This is a genomic window from Streptomyces sp. NPDC005574 (assembly GCF_040605435.1).
Lineage (GTDB): Bacteria > Actinomycetota > Actinomycetes > Streptomycetales > Streptomycetaceae > Streptomyces.
On record NZ_JBEXCW010000077.1, the window covers coordinates 12,902 to 39,193 of the forward strand.

General features: G+C 73.6%; 31 protein-coding genes. 23 read left to right on the forward strand and 8 right to left on the reverse strand.

Translation table 11 applies throughout. The features are described 5' to 3' along the window. Positions 1 to 222: 222 nt before the first annotated feature. The 4 genes from ABZT03_RS33110 to ABZT03_RS33125 form a co-directional block, all read right to left on the reverse strand. Entirely contained in the window at positions 223 to 1,476 is a 1,254-nt protein-coding gene (locus ABZT03_RS33110; protein ID WP_356046281.1) for an acyltransferase domain-containing protein, read from the reverse strand. 19 nt (positions 1,477 to 1,495) lie between these two features. Then, entirely contained in the window at positions 1,496 to 3,247 is a 1,752-nt protein-coding gene (locus ABZT03_RS33115) for a fatty acyl-AMP ligase (protein WP_356046283.1), read from the reverse strand. A 132-nt stretch (positions 3,248 to 3,379) separates the two neighbouring features. Further along, positions 3,380 to 3,598, reverse strand: a complete 219-nt coding sequence (locus ABZT03_RS33120; RefSeq protein ID WP_356046285.1) for an acyl-CoA carboxylase subunit epsilon — start codon at positions 3,596 to 3,598, stop codon at positions 3,380 to 3,382. A gap of 117 nt (positions 3,599 to 3,715) precedes the next feature. After that, complete coding sequence (locus ABZT03_RS33125) at positions 3,716 to 4,333, reverse strand: hypothetical protein (RefSeq protein WP_356046287.1); 618 nt, start codon at positions 4,331 to 4,333, stop codon at positions 3,716 to 3,718. Positions 4,334 to 4,532: 199 nt separating this feature from the next. On the opposite strand from ABZT03_RS33125, the gene ABZT03_RS33130 reads away from it, so the two are divergent. From ABZT03_RS33130 to ABZT03_RS33175, 10 genes are all read left to right on the forward strand, one after another. Further along, positions 4,533 to 4,760, forward strand: a complete 228-nt coding sequence (locus tag ABZT03_RS33130) for a hypothetical protein (RefSeq protein ID WP_356046288.1) — start codon at positions 4,533 to 4,535, stop codon at positions 4,758 to 4,760. A 55-nt stretch (positions 4,761 to 4,815) separates the two neighbouring features. Then, complete coding sequence (locus ABZT03_RS33135) at positions 4,816 to 6,588, forward strand: acyl-CoA dehydrogenase (RefSeq protein ID WP_356046290.1); 1,773 nt, start codon at positions 4,816 to 4,818, stop codon at positions 6,586 to 6,588. 14 nt (positions 6,589 to 6,602) lie between these two features. After that, positions 6,603 to 6,872, forward strand: a complete 270-nt coding sequence (locus ABZT03_RS33140; RefSeq protein ID WP_356046291.1) for an acyl carrier protein — start codon at positions 6,603 to 6,605, stop codon at positions 6,870 to 6,872. Continuing rightward, positions 6,872 to 7,666 (forward strand): 4'-phosphopantetheinyl transferase superfamily protein, encoded by a 795-nt coding sequence (locus ABZT03_RS33145; RefSeq protein WP_356046336.1) that lies wholly within the window; start codon positions 6,872 to 6,874, stop codon positions 7,664 to 7,666. The genes ABZT03_RS33140 and ABZT03_RS33145 overlap by 1 nt, the downstream gene beginning before the upstream one ends. 75 nt (positions 7,667 to 7,741) lie before the next feature. Further along, positions 7,742 to 8,500, forward strand: a complete 759-nt coding sequence (locus ABZT03_RS33150; protein WP_356046293.1) for an alpha/beta fold hydrolase — start codon at positions 7,742 to 7,744, stop codon at positions 8,498 to 8,500. A 29-nt stretch (positions 8,501 to 8,529) separates the two neighbouring features. Further along, positions 8,530 to 9,360 carry an AfsR/SARP family transcriptional regulator gene (locus ABZT03_RS33155; protein ID WP_356046294.1) on the forward strand — a complete coding sequence of 277 codons (831 nt, stop codon included), beginning with the start codon at positions 8,530 to 8,532 and terminating at the stop codon, positions 9,358 to 9,360. Between the two features lie 188 nt (positions 9,361 to 9,548). Further along, positions 9,549 to 9,818 carry an acyl carrier protein gene (locus ABZT03_RS33160; RefSeq protein ID WP_356046295.1) on the forward strand — a complete coding sequence of 90 codons (270 nt, stop codon included), beginning with the start codon at positions 9,549 to 9,551 and terminating at the stop codon, positions 9,816 to 9,818. Further along, a complete protein-coding gene (locus ABZT03_RS33165) occupies positions 9,815 to 10,588 on the forward strand; it encodes an SDR family oxidoreductase (protein WP_356046296.1) in 774 nt (257 codons plus the stop codon). The genes ABZT03_RS33160 and ABZT03_RS33165 overlap by 4 nt, the downstream gene beginning before the upstream one ends. Next, positions 10,588 to 10,983: a SchA/CurD-like domain-containing protein gene (locus tag ABZT03_RS33170; protein ID WP_356046297.1), complete on the forward strand. Its 396-nt coding sequence runs from the start codon at positions 10,588 to 10,590 to the stop codon at positions 10,981 to 10,983. Before ABZT03_RS33165 ends, ABZT03_RS33170 begins: the two co-directional genes overlap by 1 nt. Then, a complete protein-coding gene (locus ABZT03_RS33175) occupies positions 10,980 to 11,441 on the forward strand; it encodes a DUF1772 domain-containing protein (RefSeq protein WP_356046298.1) in 462 nt (153 codons plus the stop codon). Before ABZT03_RS33170 ends, ABZT03_RS33175 begins: the two co-directional genes overlap by 4 nt. A 57-nt stretch (positions 11,442 to 11,498) precedes the next feature. Here the strand turns inward: ABZT03_RS33175 and ABZT03_RS33180 are convergent, their stop codons facing one another. Continuing rightward, on the reverse strand, positions 11,499 to 11,879 hold the full coding sequence (locus ABZT03_RS33180; protein ID WP_356046299.1) for a SchA/CurD-like domain-containing protein: 381 nt from the start codon (positions 11,877 to 11,879) through the stop codon (positions 11,499 to 11,501). A 178-nt stretch (positions 11,880 to 12,057) separates the two neighbouring features. On the opposite strand from ABZT03_RS33180, the gene ABZT03_RS33185 reads away from it, so the two are divergent. The 13 genes from ABZT03_RS33185 (at position 12,058) to ABZT03_RS33245 (ending at position 22,374) form a co-directional block, all read left to right on the forward strand. After that, a complete protein-coding gene (locus ABZT03_RS33185) occupies positions 12,058 to 12,393 on the forward strand; it encodes a TcmI family type II polyketide cyclase (protein ID WP_356046301.1) in 336 nt (111 codons plus the stop codon). After that, positions 12,390 to 12,824, forward strand: a complete 435-nt coding sequence (locus tag ABZT03_RS33190; protein ID WP_356046303.1) for a cupin domain-containing protein — start codon at positions 12,390 to 12,392, stop codon at positions 12,822 to 12,824. The genes ABZT03_RS33185 and ABZT03_RS33190 overlap by 4 nt, the downstream gene beginning before the upstream one ends. After that, a complete protein-coding gene (locus ABZT03_RS33195; protein WP_356046305.1) occupies positions 12,821 to 14,110 on the forward strand; it encodes a beta-ketoacyl-[acyl-carrier-protein] synthase family protein in 1,290 nt (429 codons plus the stop codon). The genes ABZT03_RS33190 and ABZT03_RS33195 overlap by 4 nt, the downstream gene beginning before the upstream one ends. Further along, entirely contained in the window at positions 14,107 to 15,324 is a 1,218-nt protein-coding gene (locus ABZT03_RS33200; protein ID WP_356046312.1) for a ketosynthase chain-length factor, read from the forward strand. The genes ABZT03_RS33195 and ABZT03_RS33200 overlap by 4 nt, the downstream gene beginning before the upstream one ends. 34 nt (positions 15,325 to 15,358) lie before the next feature. Continuing rightward, complete coding sequence (locus tag ABZT03_RS33205; protein ID WP_356046320.1) at positions 15,359 to 15,823, forward strand: SRPBCC family protein; 465 nt, start codon at positions 15,359 to 15,361, stop codon at positions 15,821 to 15,823. Between the two features lie 10 nt (positions 15,824 to 15,833). Further along, positions 15,834 to 16,295 (forward strand): anthrone oxygenase family protein, encoded by a 462-nt coding sequence (locus ABZT03_RS33210; protein WP_356046322.1) that lies wholly within the window; start codon positions 15,834 to 15,836, stop codon positions 16,293 to 16,295. Between the two features lie 33 nt (positions 16,296 to 16,328). Next, positions 16,329 to 17,084 carry an SDR family NAD(P)-dependent oxidoreductase gene (locus ABZT03_RS33215; protein WP_356046324.1) on the forward strand — a complete coding sequence of 252 codons (756 nt, stop codon included), beginning with the start codon at positions 16,329 to 16,331 and terminating at the stop codon, positions 17,082 to 17,084. Beyond that, positions 17,084 to 17,398: an antibiotic biosynthesis monooxygenase family protein gene (locus ABZT03_RS33220; protein WP_356046326.1), complete on the forward strand. Its 315-nt coding sequence runs from the start codon at positions 17,084 to 17,086 to the stop codon at positions 17,396 to 17,398. The genes ABZT03_RS33215 and ABZT03_RS33220 overlap by 1 nt, the downstream gene beginning before the upstream one ends. Beyond that, positions 17,388 to 17,711 (forward strand): antibiotic biosynthesis monooxygenase family protein, encoded by a 324-nt coding sequence (locus ABZT03_RS33225; protein ID WP_356046328.1) that lies wholly within the window; start codon positions 17,388 to 17,390, stop codon positions 17,709 to 17,711. The genes ABZT03_RS33220 and ABZT03_RS33225 overlap by 11 nt, the downstream gene beginning before the upstream one ends. Positions 17,712 to 17,847: 136 nt before the next feature. Beyond that, on the forward strand, positions 17,848 to 18,711 hold the full coding sequence (locus ABZT03_RS33230; protein WP_356046329.1) for an NAD(P)-dependent oxidoreductase: 864 nt from the start codon (positions 17,848 to 17,850) through the stop codon (positions 18,709 to 18,711). Positions 18,712 to 18,735: 24 nt separating this feature from the next. Beyond that, complete coding sequence (locus ABZT03_RS33235) at positions 18,736 to 20,406, forward strand: FAD-dependent monooxygenase (protein WP_356046331.1); 1,671 nt, start codon at positions 18,736 to 18,738, stop codon at positions 20,404 to 20,406. Further along, positions 20,403 to 20,765: an antibiotic biosynthesis monooxygenase family protein gene (locus tag ABZT03_RS33240; protein ID WP_356046332.1), complete on the forward strand. Its 363-nt coding sequence runs from the start codon at positions 20,403 to 20,405 to the stop codon at positions 20,763 to 20,765. The genes ABZT03_RS33235 and ABZT03_RS33240 overlap by 4 nt, the downstream gene beginning before the upstream one ends. 46 nt (positions 20,766 to 20,811) lie before the next feature. Then, complete coding sequence (locus ABZT03_RS33245) at positions 20,812 to 22,374, forward strand: multicopper oxidase domain-containing protein (RefSeq protein WP_356046333.1); 1,563 nt, start codon at positions 20,812 to 20,814, stop codon at positions 22,372 to 22,374. A 72-nt stretch (positions 22,375 to 22,446) separates the two neighbouring features. On the opposite strand, the gene asnB is transcribed toward ABZT03_RS33245, so the two are convergent. The 3 genes from asnB to ABZT03_RS33260 form a co-directional block, all read right to left on the reverse strand. Continuing rightward, positions 22,447 to 24,303 carry an asparagine synthase (glutamine-hydrolyzing) gene (gene asnB, locus ABZT03_RS33250; RefSeq protein ID WP_356046334.1) on the reverse strand — a complete coding sequence of 619 codons (1,857 nt, stop codon included), beginning with the start codon at positions 24,301 to 24,303 and terminating at the stop codon, positions 22,447 to 22,449. Positions 24,304 to 24,382: 79 nt separating this feature from the next. Further along, on the reverse strand, positions 24,383 to 26,002 hold the full coding sequence (locus ABZT03_RS33255; protein WP_356046335.1) for an FAD-dependent monooxygenase: 1,620 nt from the start codon (positions 26,000 to 26,002) through the stop codon (positions 24,383 to 24,385). 118 nt (positions 26,003 to 26,120) lie between these two features. Further along, positions 26,121 to 26,292: adenosylhomocysteinase (locus ABZT03_RS33260; RefSeq protein ID WP_356046337.1), on the reverse strand; the 172-nt coding region annotated here is incomplete at its 5' end.

The window sequence follows — 26,292 nt, forward strand, 5'->3', positions numbered from 1 at the left end:
CTCTCGTGCGGGTCGGTTGGGGGTTTTCGCGCAGTTCCCCGCGCCCCTATTCGCGCAGTTCCCCGCGCCCCTATTCGCGCAGTTCCCCGCGCCCCTGGTTGCGCAGTTCCCCGCGCCCCTATTCGCGCAGTTCCCCGCGCCCCTGGTTGCGCAGTTCCCCGCGCCCCTAATCGCGCCGTTCCCCGCGCCCCCAGTTGCGACGATGAACGCCCCCGGTTTTCTCTAGTCCGGTGTTGTTTCGTCGTTGGCCAGGGGGCCTGCGTTCAGGGCTGAGAGGGTGCCGGCCAGGTCCACGGCGTTGGTGTGGGGGTCCCGGCAGACCGTGAGGCAGCGGGGGCCGCGGGGGCCGCCCATGCGGCGGAGGAACGGGGTGAGGACCGCCTGGGGGCCGATCTCCACCACGTGGCTGGGGCGTTGCTCGGCGAGCAGGGCGCGGGCCGCGTCGGCGAACCGGACCGGTGAGGTGATCTGCCGGGACCAGTACCCGGCGTCCAGCGGGCCGTCGTACTCCCGGCCGTACACCGTCGAGTAGTAGGGGATCGTGGGCGCCGTGACGGGCATCCGGCGGGCCAGTGCCTCCAGGCGCGGGGCCACCGGCTCCATCAGCGGCGAGTGGAAGGCGTGCGTCACCTTCAGGAACGTGCTGGCGATACCGAGATCCGCGAGCCGCCGGCGCGCCCGTTCCAGGCCCGCGATGTCGCCGGACAGGACGGTCGCCCGCGCCGCGTTGATCGCGCCGATCGACACCCCGGGCTCCGACGTCGCCGCCTCGGCGGCCTCGAACGGGTCGGCGCAGGTCGCCATCATGCCGCCGCCGACCGGCAGGTGCTGCATGAACGCCCCGCGGCAGGCCACGAGTTCGGCCGCCGCCGCCAGCGGCAGCGCGCCGCTCACGGTGGCCGCCGCGAACTCCCCGACGCCGTGGCCCAGTACGGCGACCGGCTCCACGCCCTCCTCCAGCAGCGTCATCGCCAGGGCGTACCCGACGGCGAACAGGGCGGGCTGGGCGAGCTCCGTCTGGTGGATCAGCGGATCGCCGCCGCGCACCAACTCCACCACGGAGCGCCCCAGGTGCGGGGCCAGCGCCGCGTCCGCCGCCGCGAGGTGGTGGCGGTAGGCCGTGCAGTGCCGGTGCAGCCCCTCCGTCATCCGCGGATGCTGGCAGCCCTGGCCGGTGAAGACCAGCGCGGTGCGGATCCGGCCGTCGGACCGCAGCGCGCGGTCCCGGCCGGCCAGCCGGCGGGCGAGGTTGCGGATCGTGGTGTACGGCCAGACCTCCAGGGGGTGGTCCGGCAGCGGGCCGAACGCCTCCTCCGCCTCGCCGTACAGGCCCAGCAGGGCCACGGAGTCCAGGCCGCACTCGATCAGCGGCATGTCCTCGCGCACCTCCCGGCGGACGCGCTCGGCGACCTGCTCCGTGAGCCACTCGACATAGCCCTGCTCGTCCGGCAGACCTCGCCCCGACCCAGTCACCATCTGCCCCTTCCGGACACGTTCACCGACTGCGTGCCGCGCCGGAGTGCCCGGCCGCGGTTGCCAACTCCCCGTCGAGCCGCTGGTGCAGAGGCTGTATGCCGCCGTTGAGGAAGAGCCGGCGCGTCGCGGCCCGCTCCACCTTCCCGCTGGTCGTACGCCGTATCGTGCCCGGCCGTACGAGCAGCACCCCGTCGACGCTCACCTCGAACTCCTCGGCGAGGCAGCGCTCCACGTCACCGGCGAGCCGGTCGAGGTCGAGGTCGTAGCGCTTGTGGGTGCGCAACTCCTGGACCATCACGACGCGTTCGCGCCGCCCGGGCACCGAGAAGGCCGTACCGGTGCCGAACAGCGAGCTGATGCGCTGGACCGCGTGTTCCATGTCCTGCGGATACAGGTTGCGGCCGGCCACCACGATCATGTCCTTGAGCCGGCCCGTCACATGGAGCCGGCCGTCGATGAACGCGCCCAGGTCGCCGGTGCGCAGGTACCCCTTGGCGCCGGCCGCGGTCACCGCCTCGAAGGTCTCCGCCGTCGCGGTCCGCTCGTGCCAGTAGCCCCCCGCGACCCCGGCACCACGGACCCAGATCTCCCCGATCCCGCCGTCCTCCAGCACGTCCAGCGACTCCGGGTCGACGATCCTGACCTCGGTGCCCGCCGGGCGGCCGCAGGAGACCAGCGTCCGCCGCGGCCGGCCCGCCACCGGCTCGCGCAGCATGTCCCGCTCCAGGGCCGCGCCGTCCACCGCGCGCACCGCGGGGGCCGCCCCGGTCCGTTCGCCGGAGACCAGCAGGGTCGCCTCGGCCAGCCCGTAGCAGGGCGTCAGCGCCCCCGGACGGAACCCGGCGGGCGCGAACCGTTCGGTGAAGTCGCGGCAGGTCGCGGCCGACACCGGCTCACCGCCGGTGACCGCGGTCCGCCAGCCGGACAGGTCGAGGCCGGCCAGCTGCTCGTCGGTCACCCGGCGGGCGCACAGCTCGTAGGCGAAGTCGGGGGCGCCGCTGACCGTGACGCCGTACCGTCCGATCGCCTCCAGCCAGCGCGCCGGCCGCTTCAGGAACGCCTCAGGCGACAGCAGGACGGAGGTGCCGCCCAGTGACAGCGGCAGCAGCAACTGGCCGACCAGGCCCATGTCGTGGTGGAACGGCAGCCAGCCGCCGATCCGTTCACCCGGCGCGGCGTCCAGGGTCTCCTTGAGCGCCCGCAGGTTGGCGAGCAGACTGCCGTGGGTCACCACCACCCCGCGCGGGGTGCCGGTGGAGCCGGACGTGTACTGGAGGTAGGCCACCGTGTCCGGCGACAGGTCGGGCAGCCGCCACTCGCTGCGCGCGGGCACCGCGTCGGCGGCCAGGCAGGGCACCGACCCGTACCCGCAGGCGGCCAGCAGCCGGGACACGTCGGGGGCGAGCGCGGCGTCGGTGAACGTCGCGCAGGGCGCCACGTCCTTGACGATGCCCGCCACCCGGACCGCGTGATGACGGCGTCCGCCGGTCGGCGGGACCGGGACCGCGATGGCACCGGCGTACAGGCAGGCCAGGAACGACACGGTGAACTGGCGGCGGGAGGTGTGCATCAGCAGCACCCGCTCGCCCGCCGCGCCCCGCGCCTGGAGCCAGCCGGCGAGTTCCCGCGCGGCGGCGTCCAGGGCACGGTAGGAAACCGGGTTCGGTCGTCCGCGGTCGTCGCTCTCCGGCAGGAGGAGCAACGCCTCGCGGTCGGGTGTCCGCTCTGTTCTGTCGAGTATCAGTCCGGTGAAGGTGCGGTGTTCCGTCATGTGGGGTCCCCCTGCAGTTCGTCGGGTGCGGGCGCCCGACCCGTCGTCCGCGCGCCCGGACCCATCGTGTTCTCGAACGTACGGCGCGGCTTCTAGAGGGACGCTCGACGCGGGCTGGTCGCGGGACGCGCGTCAGGCGCGGGACCAGCCGACCGGCGGGCGCGGGCGCGGACCTCCCGAGCCCCAGCCGGCCCGCGCCGGGGAGTCGGCGGGCATGCCGGCCGCGCCCCCGGGTGTGCCGTCCTCACCTGCGGCGGACCGCAGCCGGGCGAGCAGCACCGCGGTCACCGCGGCGAGTTCCTCCGCGGTCGGCCGGCCGCGCACGATGGCGAGAGACAAGGGAGTTTCCATGCTCCGAGCCTCCCGCCACCGCCTCGGGACCCGCTCGCGGCCCGGCGGTGCGTCCGCTCGAGAACGGCTCCACGCGGTCGTCCGGCGGCGCGGGGGAGCCGGGGGCCGGGGGAGACGTCATCCGTCCCCGAGCGGCTCGGCGTGGAGTTCGCCCACCCGGGCCGCGCTCGTCAGCTTCGTCCGGCGGTCCAGGTAGGCGGCCGTGGCGAGGGCCCGGGCGCAGGAGTCGCGGTCGCGCCACCACAGGACGCCGGTGTAGGCGCGCGGGTCGACCACCGAGCGCAGCAGATCGCTGCCGCCGTACCCGGCGGCGGTCACGCAGGAACCCACCAGCGCCCCGAAGTCCATCTCGAACCGGGCCGGTTCGCTCTCCACGACGGCCCGCACCAACACCACGCGGGCCGCGCCGGCGAGCGGTACCGCGGCCGGCATCCGGCCCACGCTCACCGCGAGTTCGTGCCGTACCTCGGCCCGTGCCGTCACCGCGGCCAGGCGCGGGAGGAAGCTCTCGTCGTGGGTGGCCCGCAGCAGCGCGTCCATGCCGCTCCACTGCTCCAGACGGACATGGTCGCCACCCCGGCCGGACAGCCGGAGGGTGATCCCGCTGTCGAAGCCCCGCAGGCCCTCGCGATGGCGGGCGTAGGCGCGCAGTCCGGGGGCCGGTTCCGCGCCGGGGTCCGCCGCCGTGAAGCGCTGGAGGCTCGTCACCCGGCCGCCGGACCCGTGTGGGGGCATCAGTGGGACCCACCTCCCCCTCCGTGCTGTCCGCAAGCGCGCACGCCCCCTCGCGTACACGCGCCACCAGTCGACCACGCCCCGCTCGAGTCCCGCTCGAACGCGGGCCGCGGTGTGCCGTCACGAGGGTTCCTCGAGGACCCGCCGAGCGCGGACGGGGACCGTCCGTCACCCGAGAACAGCAGACGAAGGGACGTTCATGACCACTACCACCGACGATGTCGGACGCATTCCCCGCGATCCGGGACGCACACTCACCCGCTTCGCGGTCGATCGCCTGGTCAGGCCGGTCTGGTACGCGCTGGTCGCCTACGGCGGCATGTGGATCGGCGGCGTCAGGTTCGAGGCCGACGGCACACCCGTGCCGGTCCTGCCGATCCCCCACGACGCCCACGAGCCTTGCCGGGAGGACTTGAGGGCCTCTTGAGCCACGCCGGTTAGGCATGGGCGGAGCGGGACCCACATCGAGGACGGAGACAGCCATGACCACGGTGGTGAACAGGGCGGAGGCCGCCGAGAGGGCCGTACAGGAACGTATAGCGCGGCTCGAACACGACCTCGGCGATCTCGACGACCCTGGCAACCCTCTGGGCGCGGACCACTTCCTCGCCGCCGACGGAAGGCAACGGCTGCTGCCCGCGGCCGAACGGCTCCTCGACGACTTCGGGCTCAACGCCGAGTTCGTGCCCCGCGAGCTGGGTGGCCGGCTCGACCGGCTGGACGTGCTCGCCCGGGTGCTCAGGGCGGTCTTCCGCCGGGACGCGGCCCTCGGGCTCGCCCACGGGCTGACGTCCTACCTGGCGGCGGCCACCGTGTGGGCGGACGGCACCGGGCAGCAGCGGCGGCGGACCGCCGAACTGCTGCTGTCCGGCGGCCGGATGGCGGGCGCCTACCCGGAACCCGCCCCCGGCAACGACTTCCTGCACAACCGGCTCACCGCGGTCCGGGAACCCGGCGGCCACCGGCTCGACGGGCGCAAGGAGGCCCTCAACAACGCGGCGCGCGTCGACGCGCTCGTCGTGTTCGCGCACACCCCGCAGGCCGGCGGCGACGCCCAGACGGCGTTCCTGCTGCCCGGACCCGCGGCGGCCGGCCCCGGTGTCACCGTGCTGCCCCGGCGCCGCACCAGCGGCATCCGCGGCTGTGTCGTGCAGGGACTGGAGTTCACCGGTCACCGGCTGGGCGCCGACCGGCTGCTGGGCCCCGAGGGCGGCGGCGCCCGGCTCGCCGAGCGGGCCTTCCCCATCACCCGCGGCACCGGCTCCTCGATGGCGCTGGGCTGCGCCGACACCGCGCTGCGCACCACCGTCGCGTTCGCCCGCGCGCACCGCTCCCGCAGCCGCGCCTCGCTGCACAGCGCCCGTACCCGGTTCGCGCTCGTGGACGCGTTCACCGACCTGCTGGTGTGCGACTGCCTCTCGCTCGTCGCCACCCGCGCGCCGCATCTGCTGCCCCGCGAGAGCCGCACCCTGAGCGCGGTCGTGAAGTACCTGCTGCCCACGATCCTCACCGAGATGGTCTACGACCTGTCCATCGTGCTGGGCGCCGAGTCCTACGCCACCACCGGCAGCTACGGGCTGTTCCAGAAGGCGGCCCGCGACCTGCCGATGATCGGGCTCGGCAGCGCCGGGACCGCGGCCAGCCGCTCCGCCATCGTCGAACACCTGCTGCGACTGCCCGAGTTGACCCCGCCGCCCGAGCCCGCCGAGGCCGCCGGGACGCCCCGCGCCGACGCCTGCGCCCGGCTGTTCCGGCCGTACGACCCGGACCTGCCGCCGGTGCGCCCCGACGAGCTGGTGCTGCCCGCCGCGGGCGACTCGCTGCTGGGCTCCCTGCCCGCCACCGTGCGCCGGGTCCGCGCGGCGCACGGCGAGTTCGCCGGGGCGCTGGGCGAGGCGGCCGACGCCCTGGACACCGAACTGCGGCTGCTGCGCGAGGACTGCGGACGGCTCGCCGAGCGGCCGCCCGGCCGGGACCTCAGCCCCCGGGTGTACGCCCTGGCCGACCGCTACGCGCTGATCGTCGCGGGCGCCGCGTGCCTCGGCGTGTGGCGGCACGGCGCCCCCGGCGAAGGCGGCGGACTGCTCGCCGAGCCCGCCTGGGCCGCGCTGGCGCTGTCCCGCATCGTCGGCCGGCTGGACCGCACCGCCGTACGGGCGCCGGAGTCCGGCACCGAACACCTGCTGGCCGAGGTGCTGGACCGCTTCGACGACGCCCGCAGCTACGACCTGTACGCCACCCCGATCGGCCGATGAGGAAGGCAGACCCCATGAACGACACCGCCGGCACCGCGCTGCCCGTGCTCGTGGAGGAGATACGACGGATACTGGACCGCCCGCCCGCCCGGCTCACCGCCGGCCTGCACCTCCAGCACGACCTGGGCTTCGACTCGGTGATGATGCTCCAGCTCAAGGGCTGCCTGGAGGCACGTTTCCCGGCCCTGCGCGAGGCGTCCCTGCCCGACATGCTGCTCGGGGCGCAGACGATCGGGGCGCTGGCCGGGCGGCTGGAGCGCATGGCCGGACTGCCGGTGGCGTGATGCGACCGCTGCGCAACCGCGGCCCCGCGGACTCCTGGCTGCGGGTACGGCGCGAGGTCGAGTCCACCGGTACGTCGGTGATCTACGCGGCCGTCGAGGACTGGCTCCCCGACGACCTGGAGCGGCCCGGCCTCGCCGCCGCCCTGGGCCGCGACCACAAACGGCTGCTGGAGATGACCCACGTCCCCAACCGGTCCCGGTTCGTCGCCTCCCGGCTGCTGCTGAAGTCGGCCGCCGCGGCGGTGCTCGGCACCTCGCCCGACGAACTGGAACTCGCCTACAAACCCGGCGGACGACCCCATCTGCGGGGCGTCGACCAGCTCGACGTCAGCATCAGCCACACCGAGGAACTCCTCGTGGTCGGGCTCACCCGCAACGGCCGGATCGGCGTCGACATGGAGAACGCCGACCGCCGGATGCTGGGCCTCGGCACCGAACGGCAGGTGTGCACCCCCTGCGAACTGGAGGCCCTGGAGAGCGTCGCGGAGGACCGGCGCAACCGCGAGCTGGTACGGCTGTGGACGCTGAAGGAGGCGTACAGCAAGGCCATCGGACAGGGCCTGCGGTTCCGCTTCACCGAGTTCGGCTTCACCCCCGAGGACCAGCAGGTACAGATGCTGCGGCCGGACGGGACACCGGGCGCCGGCTGGGAGTGGTCCTTCCACAGCTGGCTCGCCGAGGACGCCTACACGCTGAGCGCGGCCGTCTACGACCCCGGGTTCGGCTCGCGCGACGGCGCCGCGGACCGCCCGCTGCTGCCCGCGGTGCCCGACCCCCGGTCCAGTGAGCGTTGAGCGGCCTTCCAGGTGGTGCGGTGACTCTCGGAGCCCGCACCCGCCGAGCGGTGCGGGGACGAAGGGGGGTGTCGGGTGCATCGGTATCTCGCGGTGCGGCCGAAGGCCGACGAGGCCGGAACCCGGCTGCTGTGCTTCCACCACGCCGGCGCGGGCGCCATGGCCTTCGCCGGCTGGCAGCACCGGGTCGGACCGGAGGTGTCCGTCCTCCCGGTGCGGCTGCCGGGCCGGGAGACGCGGCTGCGTGAGCCGCGGATCACCGACACCGGGCGGCTGGTCGAGGAACTGCTCCAGGACCTCGGGCCGCTGCTGGAGAAGCCGTACGCCTTCTACGGGCACAGCATGGGGGCGCTGGTCGCCTACCGGCTCGCCCTGCACGTGGCCGCCCGCGGGCTGCGTCCGCCTCTGCTGCTGCTGGCCGGGGCGTGCAGCGCCCCGCAGCTCCCCTCGGACCTGCTGGACCGGGGCGACCTGGAGGCCCTCACCGACGAGCAGCTGATCGCGGCGATGGCCGACGAGGAGAGCATCCCCGAGGTGCTGCTGGCGCGGCCCGAGAGGCTGCGCAGCACCCTCGACACCCTCAGGGCCGATCTGCTGCTGGCCCGTGACCTGCGCGCCGCGCCGGTCCGTCCCCTGCCGTGTCCCGTGGAGGCCTTCGCCGGCCGGGACGACCGCATGGTGACGATCCCTCAGATCCGGGCCTGGGAGCACTGCACCGACGCGGGCTTCGGGCTGCGGACCGTCCCCGGTGCGCACTTCTTCGTCCGCGGGCGTGAGGTGCCGCGAGCCGTCGGGCAGTCGCTGCGCTCCGCGGCGCCGCTTCCCACCGGCTGACCAACACCGTTCCCGAAGGAGTTCTGCGGATGGACATCAGCGTCCTCGGCCCGTTCCGGGCCACTCTCGCCGGGGTGCCGGTGCACCTCACCGCGGTGAAGCCGCGCAAGGTCTTCGCGCTGCTCGCCCTGCAGGCCGACGAGGTCGTCTCGGTCGCCTCACTGGTGGAGGAGGTGTGGGGCGAGAGCCCGCCCCGCAGCGTGCAGACCACGCTGCAGACCTACATCCTCCAGATACGCCACGTCATCGGCGCGGCCCTCGGCGACGAGCGGGCCGAACTGCCGCACGGCGCCAAGAGCGTGCTGGTGACCGAGCCGGGCGGCTACCGGCTCGACACCCAGGGCGGCCTCATCGACGCCCGCGAGTACGACGCCCTGTCCTCGGTGGGACACCGGGCGCTGGAGCAGGGCGACTGGGCGGAGGCCGCGTCGTACTTCGGCCGCGCGCTCGCCCTGTGGCACGGCCGGGCCCTGGCCGACGTGCAGTGCGGGGCGCAGCTGGAGGTGGAGGCCACCCGGCTCGACGAGTCGCGGATGAGCGTTCTTCACGGCCGGATCGAGGCAGACCTGAGGCTGGGCCGCCACCATGAGCTCGTCGGCGAGCTGTCCGGGCTCGCCGCCCGGCACCCGCTGCACGAGGGACTGCACGAGCAGCTGATGCTCGCGCTGTACCGCGCGGGCCGGCGCAGCGACGCGCTGGAGGTGTACCGGCACCTGCGGACCGCGCTCAACCAGAGCCTCGGTCTCGATCCCTCGCCCGGCCTGGAGCACCTGCACCGCGCGGTGCTCGACTCCTCCCCGCGCCTGGACCCGGTGGGCGCGTCCGCCGGCGGCGCACCGCTGCTGGTGAGCCCGTACTGACCGGCCCGGCCGCACCGGCGGCACCGGTCGTACCGGCGGCACCGGCCCCACCGGCGGCACCGGCCCCACCGGCGGCACCGGCCGCACCGGCCGCACCGGCCCCACCAGCCGCACGGGTCGGCCGCCCCACCGCCGATCCGTCCCTCCCGCAGTCCGCACACCCCAGCCAAGGACCGAAAGGAACCATCGTGAACGACATCACCCTGGCCGAACTCGGCGAGCTGCTGCTCGAATGCGTCGGTGCCCCCGAGGAGGGCATGGCCTTCGAGGGCGACGAGGCCCTGAACACCCCGTTCCTGGAGTTCGGTTACGACTCCCTCGCCCTGCTCCAGGTCACCAGCGTGATCAACCGCAAGTACGGCATCGTGCTCGACGACGACGCCGTGGCCGAGGCCGAGACCCCGCAGATGCTGCTGAGGATGATCGAGGCCGCGCCGCGCGCCGGGGCGATCCGGTGACAGCGGCGGCCTCCGCACCGGGCTCCCCGGTACCGGACGACCCGCCGGCCGGCCGGCGGGTGCTGGTCACCGGCGGCACCCGAGGTATCGGCCGGGCGACGGCGCTGGCCTTCGCCCGGACCGGCGCCCGCCTCGCCGTCGCCCACCGCGGCGACGGCGAGGCGGCCGACCGGCTCACCCGCGAACTCACCGAACTGGGAGCCGACTTCACCCTCGTCGCCGCGGACCTGACCGGCCCGGCCGGCGCCGAGCGGCTGGCCGACGCGGTCCTCGGCCGGTTCGGCGGACTGGACGTGCTGGTGAACAACCTCGGGGTCGACGGGCACGTCCCGTTCGAGAAGCTGTCCGAGGACGAGTGGCACCGGGTGCTCGACCACAACACCACCTCGGCCTACCTGGTCACCCGGGCGGTGCTCGACCTGCTGGGCGAGGGCGCGTCCGTCGTCAACATCGGCGCGTCGGTGGCCCTGCGCGGCCGTCCGCTCGGGGTGCACTACAGCACGTCCAAGGCGGCGCTGGTCGGCTTCACCCGCGCCCTCGCCAAGGAGCTGGGCGGCCGGGGCATCCGGGTCAACCTGGTCGCGCCCGGCGTCACCGAGACCGAGCCGGGCGCCGGCCTGCCGCCCCAACTCGTCGCCCGCCTCACCGCGTTGACGGCGCTGGGCCGCCTCGGGCGTCCCGAGGACGTCGCCGGAGCGGTGCTGTACCTGGCCGGCGACTCGGCCGCATACGTCACCGGCACCACCATCGAAGTAGACGGAGGAATCTGATGCCCTACGCCGCCATCACCTACCGGGTGAAACCCGGTCACGAGGAGGAGATCGCCGAGATCTTCGCCGGCTTCCAGCGGGTCGACCGCCCCGACTTCGCCGGCGACGACGGCGACGCCGCCGGACGGCTGCTCGGCACCGGCGTGTTCCTCAAGGACGACGTGCTCGTCCGGGTCATCCACTACGAGGGCGACTTCGCGGCGATCGGCCGGCACATGGCCGCGCAGAAGGGCGTGCACGTCCTGGAGACCAAGCTCGCCCCGTACCTCGCCGAGGAGCGGCACACGGACACCACCACGCCCGCCGGGTTCGCCGCGCACTTCCGGGACGCCACCATGCGCACGATCGCCCAGCTCACCGTGGAGAGCCACCCCGCGGGGGCCGGCACGCCATGACCGGGCCCGAAGGCGTTCTCGGCGTCGTCGCCCTGCTGGGCAGCGGTGTCACCGCGGGAGTGCTGTTCGCCGTCGCGCTGAGTGTGCTGCCCGCGCTGTTCGCGATGGAACGGGGCACGTACGTGTACGCGCACCAGCTGCTCGGGCGGAACTGGGATCCCACGATGCCGGTGATCGTGCTGAGCAGCACCGCGGTCACCGCGGTCCTCGCGGTGGTGGGGGACGGCGCCGCCCGCGCCCTGTTCGCGGTCGCCGCGGTGCTGCTGCTGGGCGTCTCCGGCGTCTCCCACCTGTGCAACGTGCCCATCAACCGCCGGGTCAAGGCGATCACCGACCCGGCCGACATCCCCGCCGACTGGGAGGACCCGCGGCCCCTGTGGCGGCGCTGGCACCTCCTGCGCACCCTTCTGGCCGTGACCGCGCTGGCGGTGACGGCCGCGGGGGTCACGGCGCTCTGACCCCCCCATGGTGCGGCGGCCGTACGTGAAGACGTACGGCCGCCGCACCATGTCCGCTCAGGCCGCGCCCGGCAGGTCCCGCACCGAGATCTGGGCGACCGTGTTCAGCAGGCTGCGCCGGAACGTGGCGACGAAGCCCTCCACCGTGTCCGTCTCACGGGGCCTGGTCAGGTACGGCTTCAGCTTCGCCTCCACCTCGCGCACCCCGGGCTGCGTGGCCATGTGCCGGGCCACCGCCTCCAGGTCGCCGGTGTACTCGATGACCCGCACCAGCGTGTCGCCGCGCAGGAACACGGCCGTGGCCAGGATCGTTCCGGCCGACCCGCCCCGCTCGTCACGCACGCTGCTGCTCCTGACGCGCTTGAAGTCACCGAAGATCTCGGCGAGTTCCTTCTCGTACCCGGGCTTGATGTCGTAGGTGATGGCTGCGAACGGCATGCCTGTTCCTCACTCGTCGGGGTCGTTCCCGCCAGCCCACCCCAGCCCGCACGAGAACCGCTCGAACCCCTGCCGCGGCCGGCGCCTTCCGGCCGGTTTCGAGCCGACCTGTAGTCCGCGGTGGGACGTTCCCGGTCGACCGCTCGCGCTCACCGGTCACCGGACCAGGAGGTACACCGTGCACCGCACCCTGATCGTCGCCAAGCTCCGTCCGGACAGGACGGACGACATCGCGAAGATCTTCGGCGAGTCGGACGCCACCGACCTGCCCCACATGATCGGCGTCAGCCGCCGCACCCTGTTCTCGTTCCACGGCCTCTACTTCCACCTGGTCGAGGCCGACGACGACATCGGCCCGAACCTGTACCGGGCCCGCAGCCACCCGCTCTACGACGACATCAACACCCGGCTCGCCCAGTGCGTGGAGCCCTACGACCCCGACTGGAAGGAGCCCAGGGACGCGATGGCCGAGCCCTTCTACATCTGGACCAAGGACGGAGGACGAATCCAGTGACCACCGCCATCAGCCGTACCGTGAAGGTGTCGTCGGACGAGGTCGAGGCCAACACCAAGCGCGGGGGTGACCTCCGCGTCACGCTCAGCCCCAAGACGGTGGGCTGCACCTCGGGCTTCGGCGGCGTCATGACCCTGGAGCCCGGTGACTGGGTCACCGAGCACTACCACCCGTACTCCGAGGAGTTCCTGCACGTCGTCGACGGCACCCTGGAGATGACGCTCGACGGCCAGCCGGTGACCCTCGGGGCCGGCGACTCGCTGCTCGTGCCCATCGGGGTCCGCCACCGCCTCGTCAACACCGGCGCAGGCACCGCCCGGTGCGCCTTCCACCTGTCCCCGCTGGCGCCGCGCCCTGAGCTCGGCCACGTGGACACCGAGCAGGCGCAGCGCCCCGACCAGGCCAACCCGGACGTGGGTGGCGCGCCGTGACCCGACGGGCCGTCATCACCGGGGTCGGCGCGGTCGCGCCGGGCGGGGTGGGCCGGGAGGCGTTCTGGCGGACGCTGTCCGAGGGGCGCACCGCCACCCGGCGGATCTCGCTCTTCGACGCCGGCGCCTTCCGCTCGCAGGTCGCCGCCGAGGTCGACTTCGACCCGGCGGCCGCCGGACTCACCCCCCGGCAGATCCGCCGGATGGACCGCGCCGCGCAGTTCGCCGTGGTCAGCGCCCGCGAGGCGGTCGCCGACAGCGGCCTCGACCTGGCGTCCCTCGCCCCGGAGCGGCTCACCGTCTCCATCGGCAGCGCCGTCGGCTGCACCATGGGCCTGGAGGAGGAGTACGTCACCCTCTCCGACAGCGGCCGCAAGTGGCTCGTCGACCACGAGTACGGCGTGCCCCACCTGTACGGGTACATGGTGCCCTCCACCCTGGCCGCCGAGGTGGCCTGGGAGGTCGGCGCCGAGGGCCCGGTCGCGCTGATCTCGACCGGCTGCACCTCGGGCCTGGACTCCCTCGGGCACGCCGTGCAGCTGATCGAGGAGGGCTCCGCGGACGTCGCCGTGGCCGGCGCCACCGACGCCCCCATCTCACCCATCACGTCCGCCTGCTTCGACGCGATCCGGGCGACGACCTCCAACAACGACGACCCGGAGCACGCCTCGCGCCCGTTCGACGGCGAACGGGACGGCTTCGTCCTCGCCGAGGGCTCCGCCGTCATGGTCGTCGAGGAACGCGAGGCGGCGCTCGCCCGGGGCGCCCGCATCTACGCCGAGATCGTCGGCTTCGCGGGCCGCAGCAACGCGTACCACATGACCGGACTCAAGCCGGACGGCCGGGAGATGGCCGAGGCGATCACCGTCGCCCTCGACCAGGCGAAGCTGGACCCGACCGCCGTCGGCTACGTCAACGCCCACGGCTCGGGCACCAAGCAGAACGACCGGCACGAGACCGCCGCCTTCAAGCGGAGCCTCGGACAGCACGCCTACGACATCCCGGTCAGCTCCATCAAGTCCATGGTCGGCCACTCCCTCGGGGCGATCGGCTCCATCGAGGTCGCCGCCTGCGCCCTGGCCCTGGACCGCCAGGTGGTGCCGCCGACCGCGAACCTGAAGACCAGGGACCCGCTGTGCGACCTGGACTACGTCCCGGTCACCGCGCGCGACCACGCCATGGACGTCGTGCTCAGCGTCGGCAGCGGCTTCGGCGGGTTCCAGACCGCGATGCTGCTGGCCCGCCCGGGCTCCGCGGCGGCCGCGGCCGGAAGGAGTGCCCGATGACCGCATCCACCAGCGCCCCGGTGATCACCGGCCTCGGCATCGTCGCGCCGACCGGCATCGGCGTCGAGGACCACTGGGCCTCGGTGCTCGCCGGCAAGTCCGGCATCGGCCGCATCGAGCGCTTCGACCCGGAGAGCTACCCGGTGCGCCACGCGGGCCAGGTCCCCGGGTACGACGCCCAGGGCAACGTGCCCAGCCGGCTGGTCTCCCAGACCGACCACTGGACCCACCTCGCGTTCACCGCCGCGGAGGCCGCCCTCGCGGACTGCGGGGCCGACATCGCGAGCATCCCCGAGTACGAGATGGCGGTGGTCACCTCCTCCTCGTCCGGCGGCACCGAGTTCGGCCAGAAGGAGATGACCTCCCTCTACCGCAACGACCCCGGCTGGGTCGGCGCCTACCAGTCGATCGCCTGGTTCTACGCCGCCACCACCGGCCAGCTGTCCATCCGGCACAAGATGCGCGGCCCGTGCGGGGTGCTGGCCTGCGAGCAGGCGGGCGGCCTGGACGCCATCGGCCAGGCCCGCCGGCTCACCCGCAGGGGCGCCCGGCTCGTCGTCACCGGCGGCACCGACGCCTCGCTGTGCCCCTACGGCTTCACCGCCCAGCTGACGACCGGCAAGCTCTCCACGGTCCCCGACCCGGAGCGCGCCTACCTGCCCTTCGACGCCGAGGCGTCCGGGTACCTGCCGGGCGAGGGCGGGGCGATCCTCGTCCTGGAGAGCGCCGAGGCCGCCGCCGAGCGCGGCGCCGGTTACGGCCGGGTCCTCGGCTACGCCGCCGGCTTCGACCCGGCACCCGAGTCGGGGCGCCCGCGCGCACTGCACCGCACGGCCGTGGCCGCGCTGCGCGACGCGGGCCTCGGCCCAGCCGACATCGACGTGGTCTTCGCGGACGCCGCCGGCCTGGTCGCCGACGACCGCGACGAGGCCGAGGCCATCACGCGGATCTTCGGACCGCGCGGGGTGCCCGTCACCGCGCCCAAGACCCTCACCGGCCGGCTGTACGGCGGCGGCGCCCCGCTGGACGTGGCCACCGCCCTCCTCAGCCTGCGCGAGGGCGTCGTACCGCCCACCACCGGCACCCGGGAGCCCGCCCCCGGCCTGGAGATCGACCTGGTCACCGACCAGCCGCGGGAGGTCCCGCTGCGCCACGCCCTGGTGCTGGCCCGCGGCCACGGCGGCTTCACCTCGGCCCTGGTCCTGGGCCGCTGACCCGCGACACACGCATCCGACAAGGAAGTGCCCCATGGCTGGACACACCGACAACCACATCGTCATCGACGCACCGCTGGAGCGGGTGTGGGAGATCACCAACGACGTGCCCAACTGGCCCCACCTGTTCAGTGAGTACGCCTCGGCCGACGTCCTGGAGCGCGACGGCGACACGGTGGTCTTCCGGCTCACCATGCACCCGGACGAGGACGGCCAGGTGTGGAGCTGGGTCTCGCGGCGCACCAGCTTCGCCGAGACCCGCACGGTCCGCGCCGAACGCGTGGAGACCGGGCCGTTCGAGTTCATGACCATCTTCTGGGAGTACACCGAGGAGCCCGGCGGCGGCGTCCGCATGCGCTGGGTGCAGGACTTCCACATGAAGCCCGCCGCGCCGGTGGACGACGAGCAGATGACCGCGCACCTCAACCGCAACACCAAGGTGCAGATGGAACTCATCAAGCAGAAGGTCGAGGCCGCGGTCCACGCGGTCGCCGGATGAGGGGCCGGTCATGCTGTCCGTCCTCGCTCCGCTGCTGCTGCTCCTCAACGGGCTGGCCGCGGGGGTGCTCTTCGGCACCCAGCTCGGTGGTTTCCCGTACCTCGCCTCGCTGCCCGCGGACCGCTACGTCCACGCCCACGCGTTCTTCGGGCAGCGCTACGACCCGGCTATGCCGGTCTGCCTCGTCGGCACCGTGATCTGCGACGCGGTGCTGGCCGTGCGCGCCGAGGAGGCCGCCGCCCGCGGCCTGTTCGCCGCTGCGGCCCTGCTCGCGGCGGCCACGGCCGTCATCTCCGTCACCAAGAACGTCCCGGTCAACCGGTGGATGCGCACCCTCGACCCGGACCACCTGCCGGCCGACTTCGCCACCCGCGACCCCCGCCCCACGTGGGGCGCGTGGAACCGCCGGCGCAGCTGGCTGACCGTGGCCGCGCTCGCCGTCAACTGCGTCGCGCTCGGCGTCCTGCTCTGAACGTCAACTCCCACACCTGAGGAGCGTTATCCCATGGACCTCGAACTGAGGGGCAAGAAGGCCCTGGTCACCGGTGGCACCCGTGGTGTCGGCCGGGGTGTCGTGCTCGCCCTGGCCCGGGCCGGCGTCGACGTCGTCACCTGCTACCAGCACCCTAGCGACTACGTCACCAGCCTGGAGGAGGAGCTCAAGGAGACCGGAGGCAACCACCACGTGCTGCGCGCCGACCTGTCGCAGCCCGAGGAGATAGCCGAGCTGCTCACCAAGGTCCGCGAACTGCACGGCGACCGCCTCGACCTGCTGGTCAACAACGCGGGCGCGATCAGCCACATCCCCTACGCCAGCCTCTCCCTGGAGGAGTGGCAGCGCGTCCTCGCCACCAACCTCACCGGCGCCCACCTGGTCATCCAGCACGCGCTGCCGCTGCTCGGCGAGGGCTCCTCGGTCATCTCCATCGGCTCCCGTGCCGTGGACGCCGGTATCCCGCTGCGCTCCCACTACACCGCCACCAAGGCCGCGCTGGTCGGCCTGAACCGCTCGCTCGCCAAGGAGTTCGGCGGCCAGGGCATCCGCTTCAACATCGTCGCCCTCGGCGTCATCGAGACCGAGCACTTCCACGAGCTGCCGCACGACCAGAAGAAGCTGATGACGGAGCGGTACGGCGCCAAGACCGCCCTCGGCCGGCTCGGCAAGCCCGACGAGGTGGCCGGCGCCGTCCTGTGGCTGGCCAGCGACCTGTCCCGCTACGTCACCGGCAACACCATCGGCGTCGACGGGGGGATCTCCTGATGGCCTTCCGTGTGATGCTGCGCCTGGAGATCGAGCCCGGCACGGCGGCGGACTTCGAGCGGGCGTGGCTGAGCGGCACCGACGCGGTGACCGGGCACCCCGCCAACCTCGGCCAGTCGCTGTCCCGCGAGCCGGACGGCACGTACGTCATCATCAGCGACTGGGTGGACGAGCCGCGCTTCCGGGAGTTCGAGGACAGCCCCGTCCACCTCGAACACCGCGCCACCCTGCACCCGTTCCGCAAGGGCGGCACCTTCCACGTGCTGGAGGTCCTGCACTCCCTCGAGGGCAGGGCGGCCGTCGATGCCCGCTGACGGCGGCGGCGAGGTCCGGGTGCTCGTGTACCAGGCGGCGCCGGACGAGGAGCGGCTCGACGCGGTCCGCGCCGCCTACCACGAGGTCAGCAAGCGGCTCGCGGAGGTGCCGGGCATGCTCGGCAACGAGCTGCTGCGCAGTCCGCACGACCCCTCCGCGCTCGTGGTGATGAGCCGCTGGGAGTCGCTGGCCGCCTTCCTGGAGTGGGAGGCCGGCGCCGCGCACCGTGAGGACACCGCGCCGCTGCGGCCCTACCGCGACACCCGGACCACCGCTCCGTTCGCCGTCTACGAGGTCGACGCCGCGTACTGAACGCGGCCGCGACACGGACACCAGCGGCGCGGCAGACGCGGACGGACACAGGCAGAGACGCGGCAGACGCAGGTGACGCAGACAGCCGCAGACAGCCGCAGACAGACGCAGACAGACACAGAGAAGAGAACCCACCATGAGCAACACCCAGTTGGCCTTCATCGGCCTGGGCAACATGGGCGGGGGCATGGCCCGGCGGCTGCTCGACACCGGGCACACGCTCACCGTTTTCAACCGCACCGCGAGCAAGGCCGCACCGCTCGTCGCGGCGGGCGCGAGCCTCGCCGACGCCCCCGAGCGGGCGGCGGCGGGCCACCACCTGGTCCTGCTGAGCCTCAGCGACGAGAAGGCGGTCGACGAGGTGCTGTTCGGCCGGGTGGTGCCGGTCCTCCAGCCGGGCGCCGTGATCGTCGACACCTCGACCGTCTCGCCGGGCTACGCCCGCACGGCGGCCGAGCGGCTCGCGGCCAGGGGGCTGCGCCGGGTCGAGGCATGCGTCGTCGGCAACCCCCTCCAGGCCCGAAAGGGCGAACTGCGGGTGTACACCGCCGGCGACCCCGCCGACCTGTACGAGGCCCGCCCGGTGCTGGAGGCGATCGGCAGCGAGGTCGTCCACGTCGGCGCCCCCGGTACCGCCGCCAGCCTGAAACTCATCCTCAACCTGCTGCTCGGCGCCCAGGTCGCCTCGCTGTCGGAGGCCGTCGCCTACGGCACCGCGGCCGGCCTGGACCGCGAACAGCTGATCAGCGTGGTCTCGGGGAGCGGCTTCAGCTCCATGGTCATGCGGTTTCGCGCTGACCTGATGCTCAAGCAGTCCTACGAACCGGCGTTCTTCCGCTCGGAGTTGATGGAGAAGGACATCCGGCTCGCGCTGGAAGCCGCCGCCCAGTACGACACCGGGATGCCGGTCCTCGCCGCCGTACGCGAGCGGTTCGCGTCCGTGGTGGCCGCGGGCGACGGGGACAAGGACGCCTCCGTGCTCGTGGAGCACCAGTCGTAGCACCAGTCGAAGGGATGTGAGGCAGTGCCCAGTACAGGCCGGAGTGCGCTCCGGAACACCGATGTCCTGGTGGCCGGCTCGGGGCCGGCGGGGCTGGCGGCGGCTCTCTTCCTCGCCGAACAGGGAGTGGACTGCCACCTGCTGGAAGGCCCGCGGGAGCGCCTCCGCCCGCCGCGCATCCTCGGCGTCCACCCCCGCGCCATGGAACTGCTGCGCTCCCTGGGCCTGGAGGAGGCGATCCGGGCTCTGCCGTCGGCCCGGGCGCTGGCCGGCAACTCGGGGGTGATCGCCGCGGAGTCCCTCGCCGGGCACGAACTGGGCGCCCTGGACGCCAAGTACGTGGTGGACGTCGACACCGACCTGAGCGCCCTGTCGCCGACCACCTGGTGCCTGTGCGACGAGGCGGAGCTGGAGCAGGTGCTGCGGGAGCGGGCGGAGCGCCTCGGCGTACGGCTGCGGCCGGACGCCGAGCTCGTCTCCTTCGACCGGGACGGCTGGGGCGACGACGGGATCCGCGCGGTGGTCCGCGACCGGGCCACCGGCGACGAACACCGCATCAGGGCCTGCTGCCTGGTGGACGCGGGCGGCACCGGCGGCTTGGTGCGGGAGCGGCTGGGCATCGGCTTCGAGGGCCGGACCCTCGGCCACTTCGTCACCGTCCGCTTCACCGCGGACCTCACCGGCGAACTCCGCGGCCGCCGCTTCATCATGGCCTACGTCGACAACCCGGGCGTCCGCGGCTCCCTGATGCCGCTGGACAACCGGGCCGACTGGCTGCTGCACGTACGGCACGACCCCGAGCTGGAGCCCGCCGACTCGTTCACCGAGGAGCGCTGCGCCGACCTGGTGCGGGCCGCGACGGGCGTGCCCGGGCTCCAGCCGCGGATCGACAGCGTCAGCCCGTGGGCCGGTGAGGCGAGGGTCGCCGAGCGCTTCCGGTCCGGCCAGGTGTTCCTGGCCGGGGACGCGGCGCACATGATGCCGCCGAGCGGCGGCTTCGACGCGGGCACCGGCATCATCGACGCCCACAACCTGGCGTGGAAACTCGTCGCCGTGCTCGACGGCTGGGCCCACCCGGACCTCCTCGACAGCTACGACGAGGAGCGCCGCCCGGTCTGCGCGGCCACCGTCGAACAGGCCGTGCTGCGGGCCCGCGACCGGGCCCGGCTGCTGGCCGCCTACCCGGACCCCGCCGACCCCGAGCTCGTCCAGGACCCGCTGGTCTGGCTGGCCGCCCGCTACCGCTCGTCGGCCGTGATGCCCTGGGACGAGGGCACCCTGCCCGGCTACGGCCTGTGGGCGGCGGAGAACGACGGCCGGCCCGGCAGCCGCGCCCCCCATCTGCGGGTGCGGCACGGCGGCGCCGAGATCTCCGTGCACGACCTGTTCGGCCGCTCCCTGGTGCTGCTGACCGGGCCGGACAACCGGCCCTGGCGGGAGGCCGTCCGCTCGATCGGCGCCGAACTGGGCACACCCGTCCAGCTGTACGGCGTAGGCAGCGACCTGGAGGACCTCGACGACCGCTGGCCCGAGCTGTACGGCGTCACCGCGCAGGGCGCCGTGCTGGTGCGGCCCGACGGGGTGGTCGCCTGGCGCTGCACCGACGCGCCGATCTTCACCAGGACCGTACTGCGGGCCATGACCAAGCGGGTGCTCCGGCTGGACCGGCCGCCCGCGGAGAAGGGGACACCGTGAGCGACACCGCAGGGACAGCGAGCGCCGGCGGCCGGGAGCCGACCCGGGTCATCCTCCGCATGGAGGTGTATCCGGAGCTGGCCGCCGACTTCGAGCGGGTGTGGCTGTCGGTGGGCGAGAGCATCGCCCGCGAACCCGCCAACCTGGGGCAGCTGCTGGTCAGGTCCACCGAGGACGAGGGCGTGTACTACGTCCTCACCGACTGGGCCGGCGAGCGCGCCTTCCGCGACTTCGAGATCAGCCACCGACACACCCTGCACCGGCAGCGGCTGAAGCCGTTCCGGCGGGGCGGCGACATGGCGGTCACCGAGGTGGTGCACCGGCTCGAGCCGGTCTCCAGCGAGCCTCCGGCGGCGTGACCGAGGGTGGGGTCCGCACCGTCGGACCCCACCCGAGGACCCGCTCATGACGCCAGCCCTCCGCCTCCCGCGCCGCCGGCTCCTCCTCGGGGCGGGGGCCGTCGTCGTGGCCGCGGGCGCCGGCTGGGGCGGCACCTTCCTGCACGTCTACCAGGACCGCCGACGCAGCAACGTCGGAAAGCTGTCCTTCCGCAACGCCGTCCGGATCCCCGCACTGATGGAACCCGGGCCCTCCGCCGACGGCCGCCGCCACTACCCGCTCACCCTCGCCGCCGGCACCACCGCCCTGCTGCCCGGCCGCCGCACCCCCACCTGGGGAGCCAACGGCACCTACCTGGCCCCCACCCTGCGCGCCCGTCGCGGCGACCACCTCGCCGTCACGGTGCGCAACCGGCTGCCGGAGGCGACCACCCTGCACTGGCACGGCATGCTGCTGCCGGCCGCGATGGACGGCGGCCCGCACCAGATGATCGACCCGGGTGCCGACTGGAGCCCGCACTGGACGGTGCGCCAGCCCGCCGCCACCCTCTGGTACCACCCGCACCCGCACGGCTCGACCGGCTCGCACGTCTACCGCGGGGTGGCCGGCCTGATCATCCTCGACGACGAGCACTCCGAACGCGCCGCCCTGCCACGGGAGTACGGCGTCGACGACGTGCCGCTGGTGATCCAGGACAAGAACTTCCACTCCGACAACACCCTCGACTTCACCGAGACCCGGCTCGCCGAGTCCGTCGCCGGCGCCGACAACGTGGGGGTGCTCGGCGACACCATCCTCGTCAACGGCACCTACGACCCGTACTTCCGGGTCACCACCCGGCGCGTGCGGTTCCGGCTCCTCAACGGCTCCAACGCGCGCGTGTACTGGCTGGGTCTCACCGACGGCCGCGCCTTCCACCTGGTGGCCACCGACAACGGGCTGCTGGCCCGGCCGCGGGCCATGGACCGGCTGCTGCTCGCGCCCGGCGAACGCGCCGAGATCGTCGTGGAGTTCACACCCGGCGATGAGGTAGTCCTGCGCGGTTTCGAACCCTCCCTCGACCTCGGGTTCCCCACCGAACGCTTCATGGGCGGCGACGACACCTTCGACATCATCGCCCTGCGCGCCGACCGGCGGCTGCGCCCCTCACCCGCGCTGCCCACCCGCGTCGACGGCGCCCCCGCCCCGGTCGAGGCGCCCGACGGCGCCCGCAGGCGGCACTTCGAGTTCACCGGCCTCCAGATCAACGGGAGGACGATGGACATGAACCGCGTCGACGAGGTGATCCCGGCCGGCACCACCGAGATCTGGGAGGTCGAACGCGGCGACGAGTGGATCCACGTCTTCCACGTGCACGGGGCGACCTTCCAGGTCCTGGACGTCAACGGGGAGCGGCCGCCGCCGTATGTGCGCGGGCCCAAGGACACCGTCTACCTGCACGAGTTCGGCACGACCCGGCTCGCCGTCCGCTTCGACACCCTCACCGACGCCCGCGTGCCGTACATGTACCACTGCCATGTCCTGCGCCACGAGGACGAGGGCATGATGGGCCAGTTCACCGTCGTCGAACCCGGCACCGAGGCCACGGCGCCCCGGACCCTCCACGGCGGGGCGGCCCACCACCACTGAGCGCGGCCCGCGCGCTCGCGAAAGCCCCGGGACGCCCACGCGCCCCGGGGCTTTCGCCCGCACGCCGCCCGGTCAGAGCACCAGCCGGATGCCGTACCTGCGCAGCCAGGTGTTCAGCTGGAGCGGCAGCTCGACGTTGGCCCGCCGCGCCCAGCGGTTGAGGCCCTCGGGGTCCTTCAGCGCGGCCCGTGCCGCCGGCACGTCCAGCAGCGGCAGCACCGGGGCCTGCGAGTCGTCCAGCAGCGCGTGCATCTCCCGGCGCAGGGCCTCCTCGTAGCCCGGGTCGAGGGTCACCGGGTACGGCGTCTTGCGCCGTTCGACGACGCTCTGCGGCAGGACGTGCCGCACCGCGGCGCGCAGCAGGCTCTTCTCCCGGCCGTCGAAGTTCTGCATGTCCCAGGGGAGGTTGTACGCGTACTGCACGAGCCGGTGGTCGCAGTACGGCATCCGCACCTCCAGGCCCACCGCCTTGAACAGCCGCTCGGTGTGCCCGTTCTGGTTCTCCATGAAGTTGGTCAGGTGCACCCAGCACAGCTCGCGCATGTGCCGCTCCTGCTCGGACATGCCGGGCAGGTGCGGTGCCTCGGACACCGACTCGCGGTAGCGCTGCGCCGCGTACTCCAGCGGGGCCAGGTCCTTGAGCAGCGACTCGTCGAACAGCCCGCAGCCCAGCCCCTTGGCGTCGTCGCGGACCACTCCGCGGGCCACCCACGGGAAGGTGTCCATGCGCGACTCGACCGGGTCACGGTTCCACGCGACGCCGTGGAACAGCGAGTCGGCGGCCTCACCCGTCAGCACGACCTTCGTGTCCTGCTCGCCGACCGCGCGCGCCAGCAGGTACAGCGAGGTGTTCATGTCGCCCAGCGGGGTGGGGTAGTCCTTGGCGCGCAGCACCTGCCAGCGCGCCACCTCGTCGCTCAGTTCCGCCGGGTCCAGGACCACGCCGGTGTGGTCGGTGTCGAGATGGCGGACCACGTCGGCCGCGTACGGGGCGTCCGGCGACTCGCGGGTGTCGGTGGCCCGGAAGTTCTCCGAGTGCCGGGCGAAGTCCACGGTGAAGGTGCGGATGCGCCGGCCCGTCCTGCGCAGCTCCCGGTCCGCGAGGCCCACCACTCCGCTGGAGTCGAGGCCGCCGGACAGCAGCGAACCCACCGGCGCGTCGGTGCGCAGGTTGCGTTCGATGCTCTCCTCCAGCAGGCCGCGGACGGTGTCCACGGTGGTGTCCAGGTCGTCGGTGTGCTCGGCCGCGTCCACGCCCCAGTACCGGGTGCGGCTGCTCCCGCCCGCCGACACCACCAGGTGGTGCCCGGCCCGCAGCCGGTGCATCCCGCGGAAGGGCGCCACGTGCGGGGTGCCGGAGTACGTGAAGATCTCCTGGAGTCCCTCCGCGTCGACCTCCGGCTGCACCAGCGGGTGCGCCAGGATCGCCTTCGCCTCCGAGCCGAAGATCAGGCCCGTGGCGGTCGGGTGGTACAGCAGCGGCTCCACGCCGAGCCGGTCGCGCACCAGGAACAGCTCCTCGCGGCGGGCGTCCCACACCACGCCCGCGAAGGTGCCCTCCAGCCGCTGCACGGCCTGGGCACCCCACTCCAGGTAGGCGTGCAGGAGTGTCTCGGTGTCGCCGCCGGAGCGGAAGCGGTGGCCGCGGCGCGAGAGGGTGGCCCGCAGTTCCTCGTGGTTGAGGATGGAACCGCTGTGCGCGGCCACCGCGACGGTCCGGCCGTCGTGCTCCAGGGCGACCGGCTGCCGGCCGCCGCCCTCCAGGTCGAACACCGCGAGGTGGCGGTGGCCCAGCGCGGCGCGCGGGCTCGTCCAGACCCCCTCGCCGTCCGGCCCGCGCAGGGCCATCGTCGCGGCCATGGCCAGGACGGTGCCGCGTTCCCGGGTCAGATCCCGGGACCAGTCCACCCAGCCGGTGATTCCAGACATGGTCTCTCCCTCGGTCCCTCGTTGCGGGGACGGTCGAAACGTCAGAGCTCGGTCGGGCCGCGCCGCCGCGCCGCCGGGGTCATCGGGCGAGCAACACCCGCAGGACGTCGCCGAGTACGGCCTCGGGGGCACCCTGGGCGCCGGGGGACCGCCAGGCGACCACACCGTCGGGCCGTACCAGGACCGCGCCTTCGGGGCCCACGCCGTACGCGGGGCCGAAGGCGTCCGCCGGGTCGTGCAGCGTGTCACCGAGACGCAGGACCTCCAGGGCCACGCCGGCCCGCCGTGCGGCGGCCGGTGCGGCCCCGGCCCACGGCCCCGCCCCGGGCCCGGCCACCAGCACCGGGGTGCGGGTGAACAGGTCGAGGGACGACACCTCCTGTCCGTCCCGGACGAGCGGGACGTGCGGGGCGCGGGTGCCGGGCAGTCCGCGCGGGTCGCCGTTCCACACGCCGTCCGGCGCGGGGCCGGCGGGGTCGGGCAGTACGGCCGCCGAGCGGTACTGCCAGCCGAACCAGATCTCGGTGTCGGCGTGGATCGCCGGGTCGGCCGGCGCGGGTTCCTTCTCCGCGAGCCGGGGGCGGTCCTTGGAGCGCAGTACCGCCTGTTCGACGGTGGCGGCGCACACCGGCCGGCGCTCCGGGTCGTAGCTGTCGAGGAGGCCGGGGCCCGCCTCGCCGCGCAGGACCGCGGCCAGTTTCCACGCCAGGTTGTGCGCGTCCTGGACACCGGTGTTGGAGCCGAACGCCCCGCTGGGCGGCATCACATGGGCGGCGTCGCCGACCAGGAACGCCCGGCCCGAGGCGAAGGCCGTGGCGGTGCGTCCGGCGGCTTCCCAGGGGATCGCGCCGAGGACCTTCACCTCCAGGTCCGGCACTCCGGCCGCGGCCCGCACCAGGTCCCGGCACCGCTCGTCGGTGAACGAGGCGGCGTCCTCGGCGGCCGGGTCGAACACCACGTGCAGCAGCCAGCGCCGCGCGTTGTCCAGCGGCATCAGCGCACCGCGCACCGCGTCGTTGAAGGTGTAGCACATGATGAACCGGCGGTCGCCGGCCTGCTCGGTCAGGTCCGCCTCGAAGTGGATGTTCAGGAAGTGCCCGGTGGTGCCGGGCCCCTCGACGCCGATGCCGAGCGCCTGCCGGACCGGGCTGTCCGGTCCGTCGGCGCCCACCAGGTAGTCGGCCGTCAGGGTGCGCCGCTCGCCGGTGTCGCGGTCCCGCAGCAGCGCGGTGACGCCGTCCGCGGTCTGCTCGAACGACTCCAGCTCCGTGAAGTACGAGAACCGCGCCCCGAGTTCCTCCGCGCGCCGCCTGATCACCGGTTCGAACTCGTCCTGGTGGCACAGGCACCAGCCGGTCGGCGACAGGGCGCTCAGATCGGTCCGTACGTCCATGAAGTACTGCTCGTGCAGCGCCCCCATCTGGTGTCCGGCCAGCGACTGGGCGGCGAGCACCCCGGCGTTCCCGGCGAGGGCGCGCGCGGACTCGGTGGCCCGCACCTCCGGCTCCAGGCCGACCGAGCGCATCAGCTCCATGGCCCGCGGGTTGATGCCCCGGGCGCGCGGGTGCGGTGACATGCCGCGATGGCGTTCGACGACCACACAGGGCACCCGGTGCCAGGACAGGAACAGGGCGGTGGACAAGCCGGCCAGTCCCGCGCCCGCCACCAGCACCGGGGTGTGCTGCTGCTTCTCCGACACGTGCTTCCTCCTCGATGCGGACCGTGCGGCCCAGCGTGGTGGCCGTGGGTCGGGGCGCGATGGAGGAAGGCTGGACCGGGGCCCGCCGCCGGCTGCCGCGCGCGGGCGCGGTCCCCGTTCAGTAGCGGTAGTGGTCCGGCTTGTACGGGCCGTCGACGTCGACTCCGATGTACGACGCCTGCTCCGGACGCAGCCGCGTCAGCTTCACGCCGAGCGCGTCCAGGTGCAGCCGGGCGACCTTCTCGTCCAGGTGCTTGGGCAGCACATAGACGTCGGTCGGGTACTCGTCC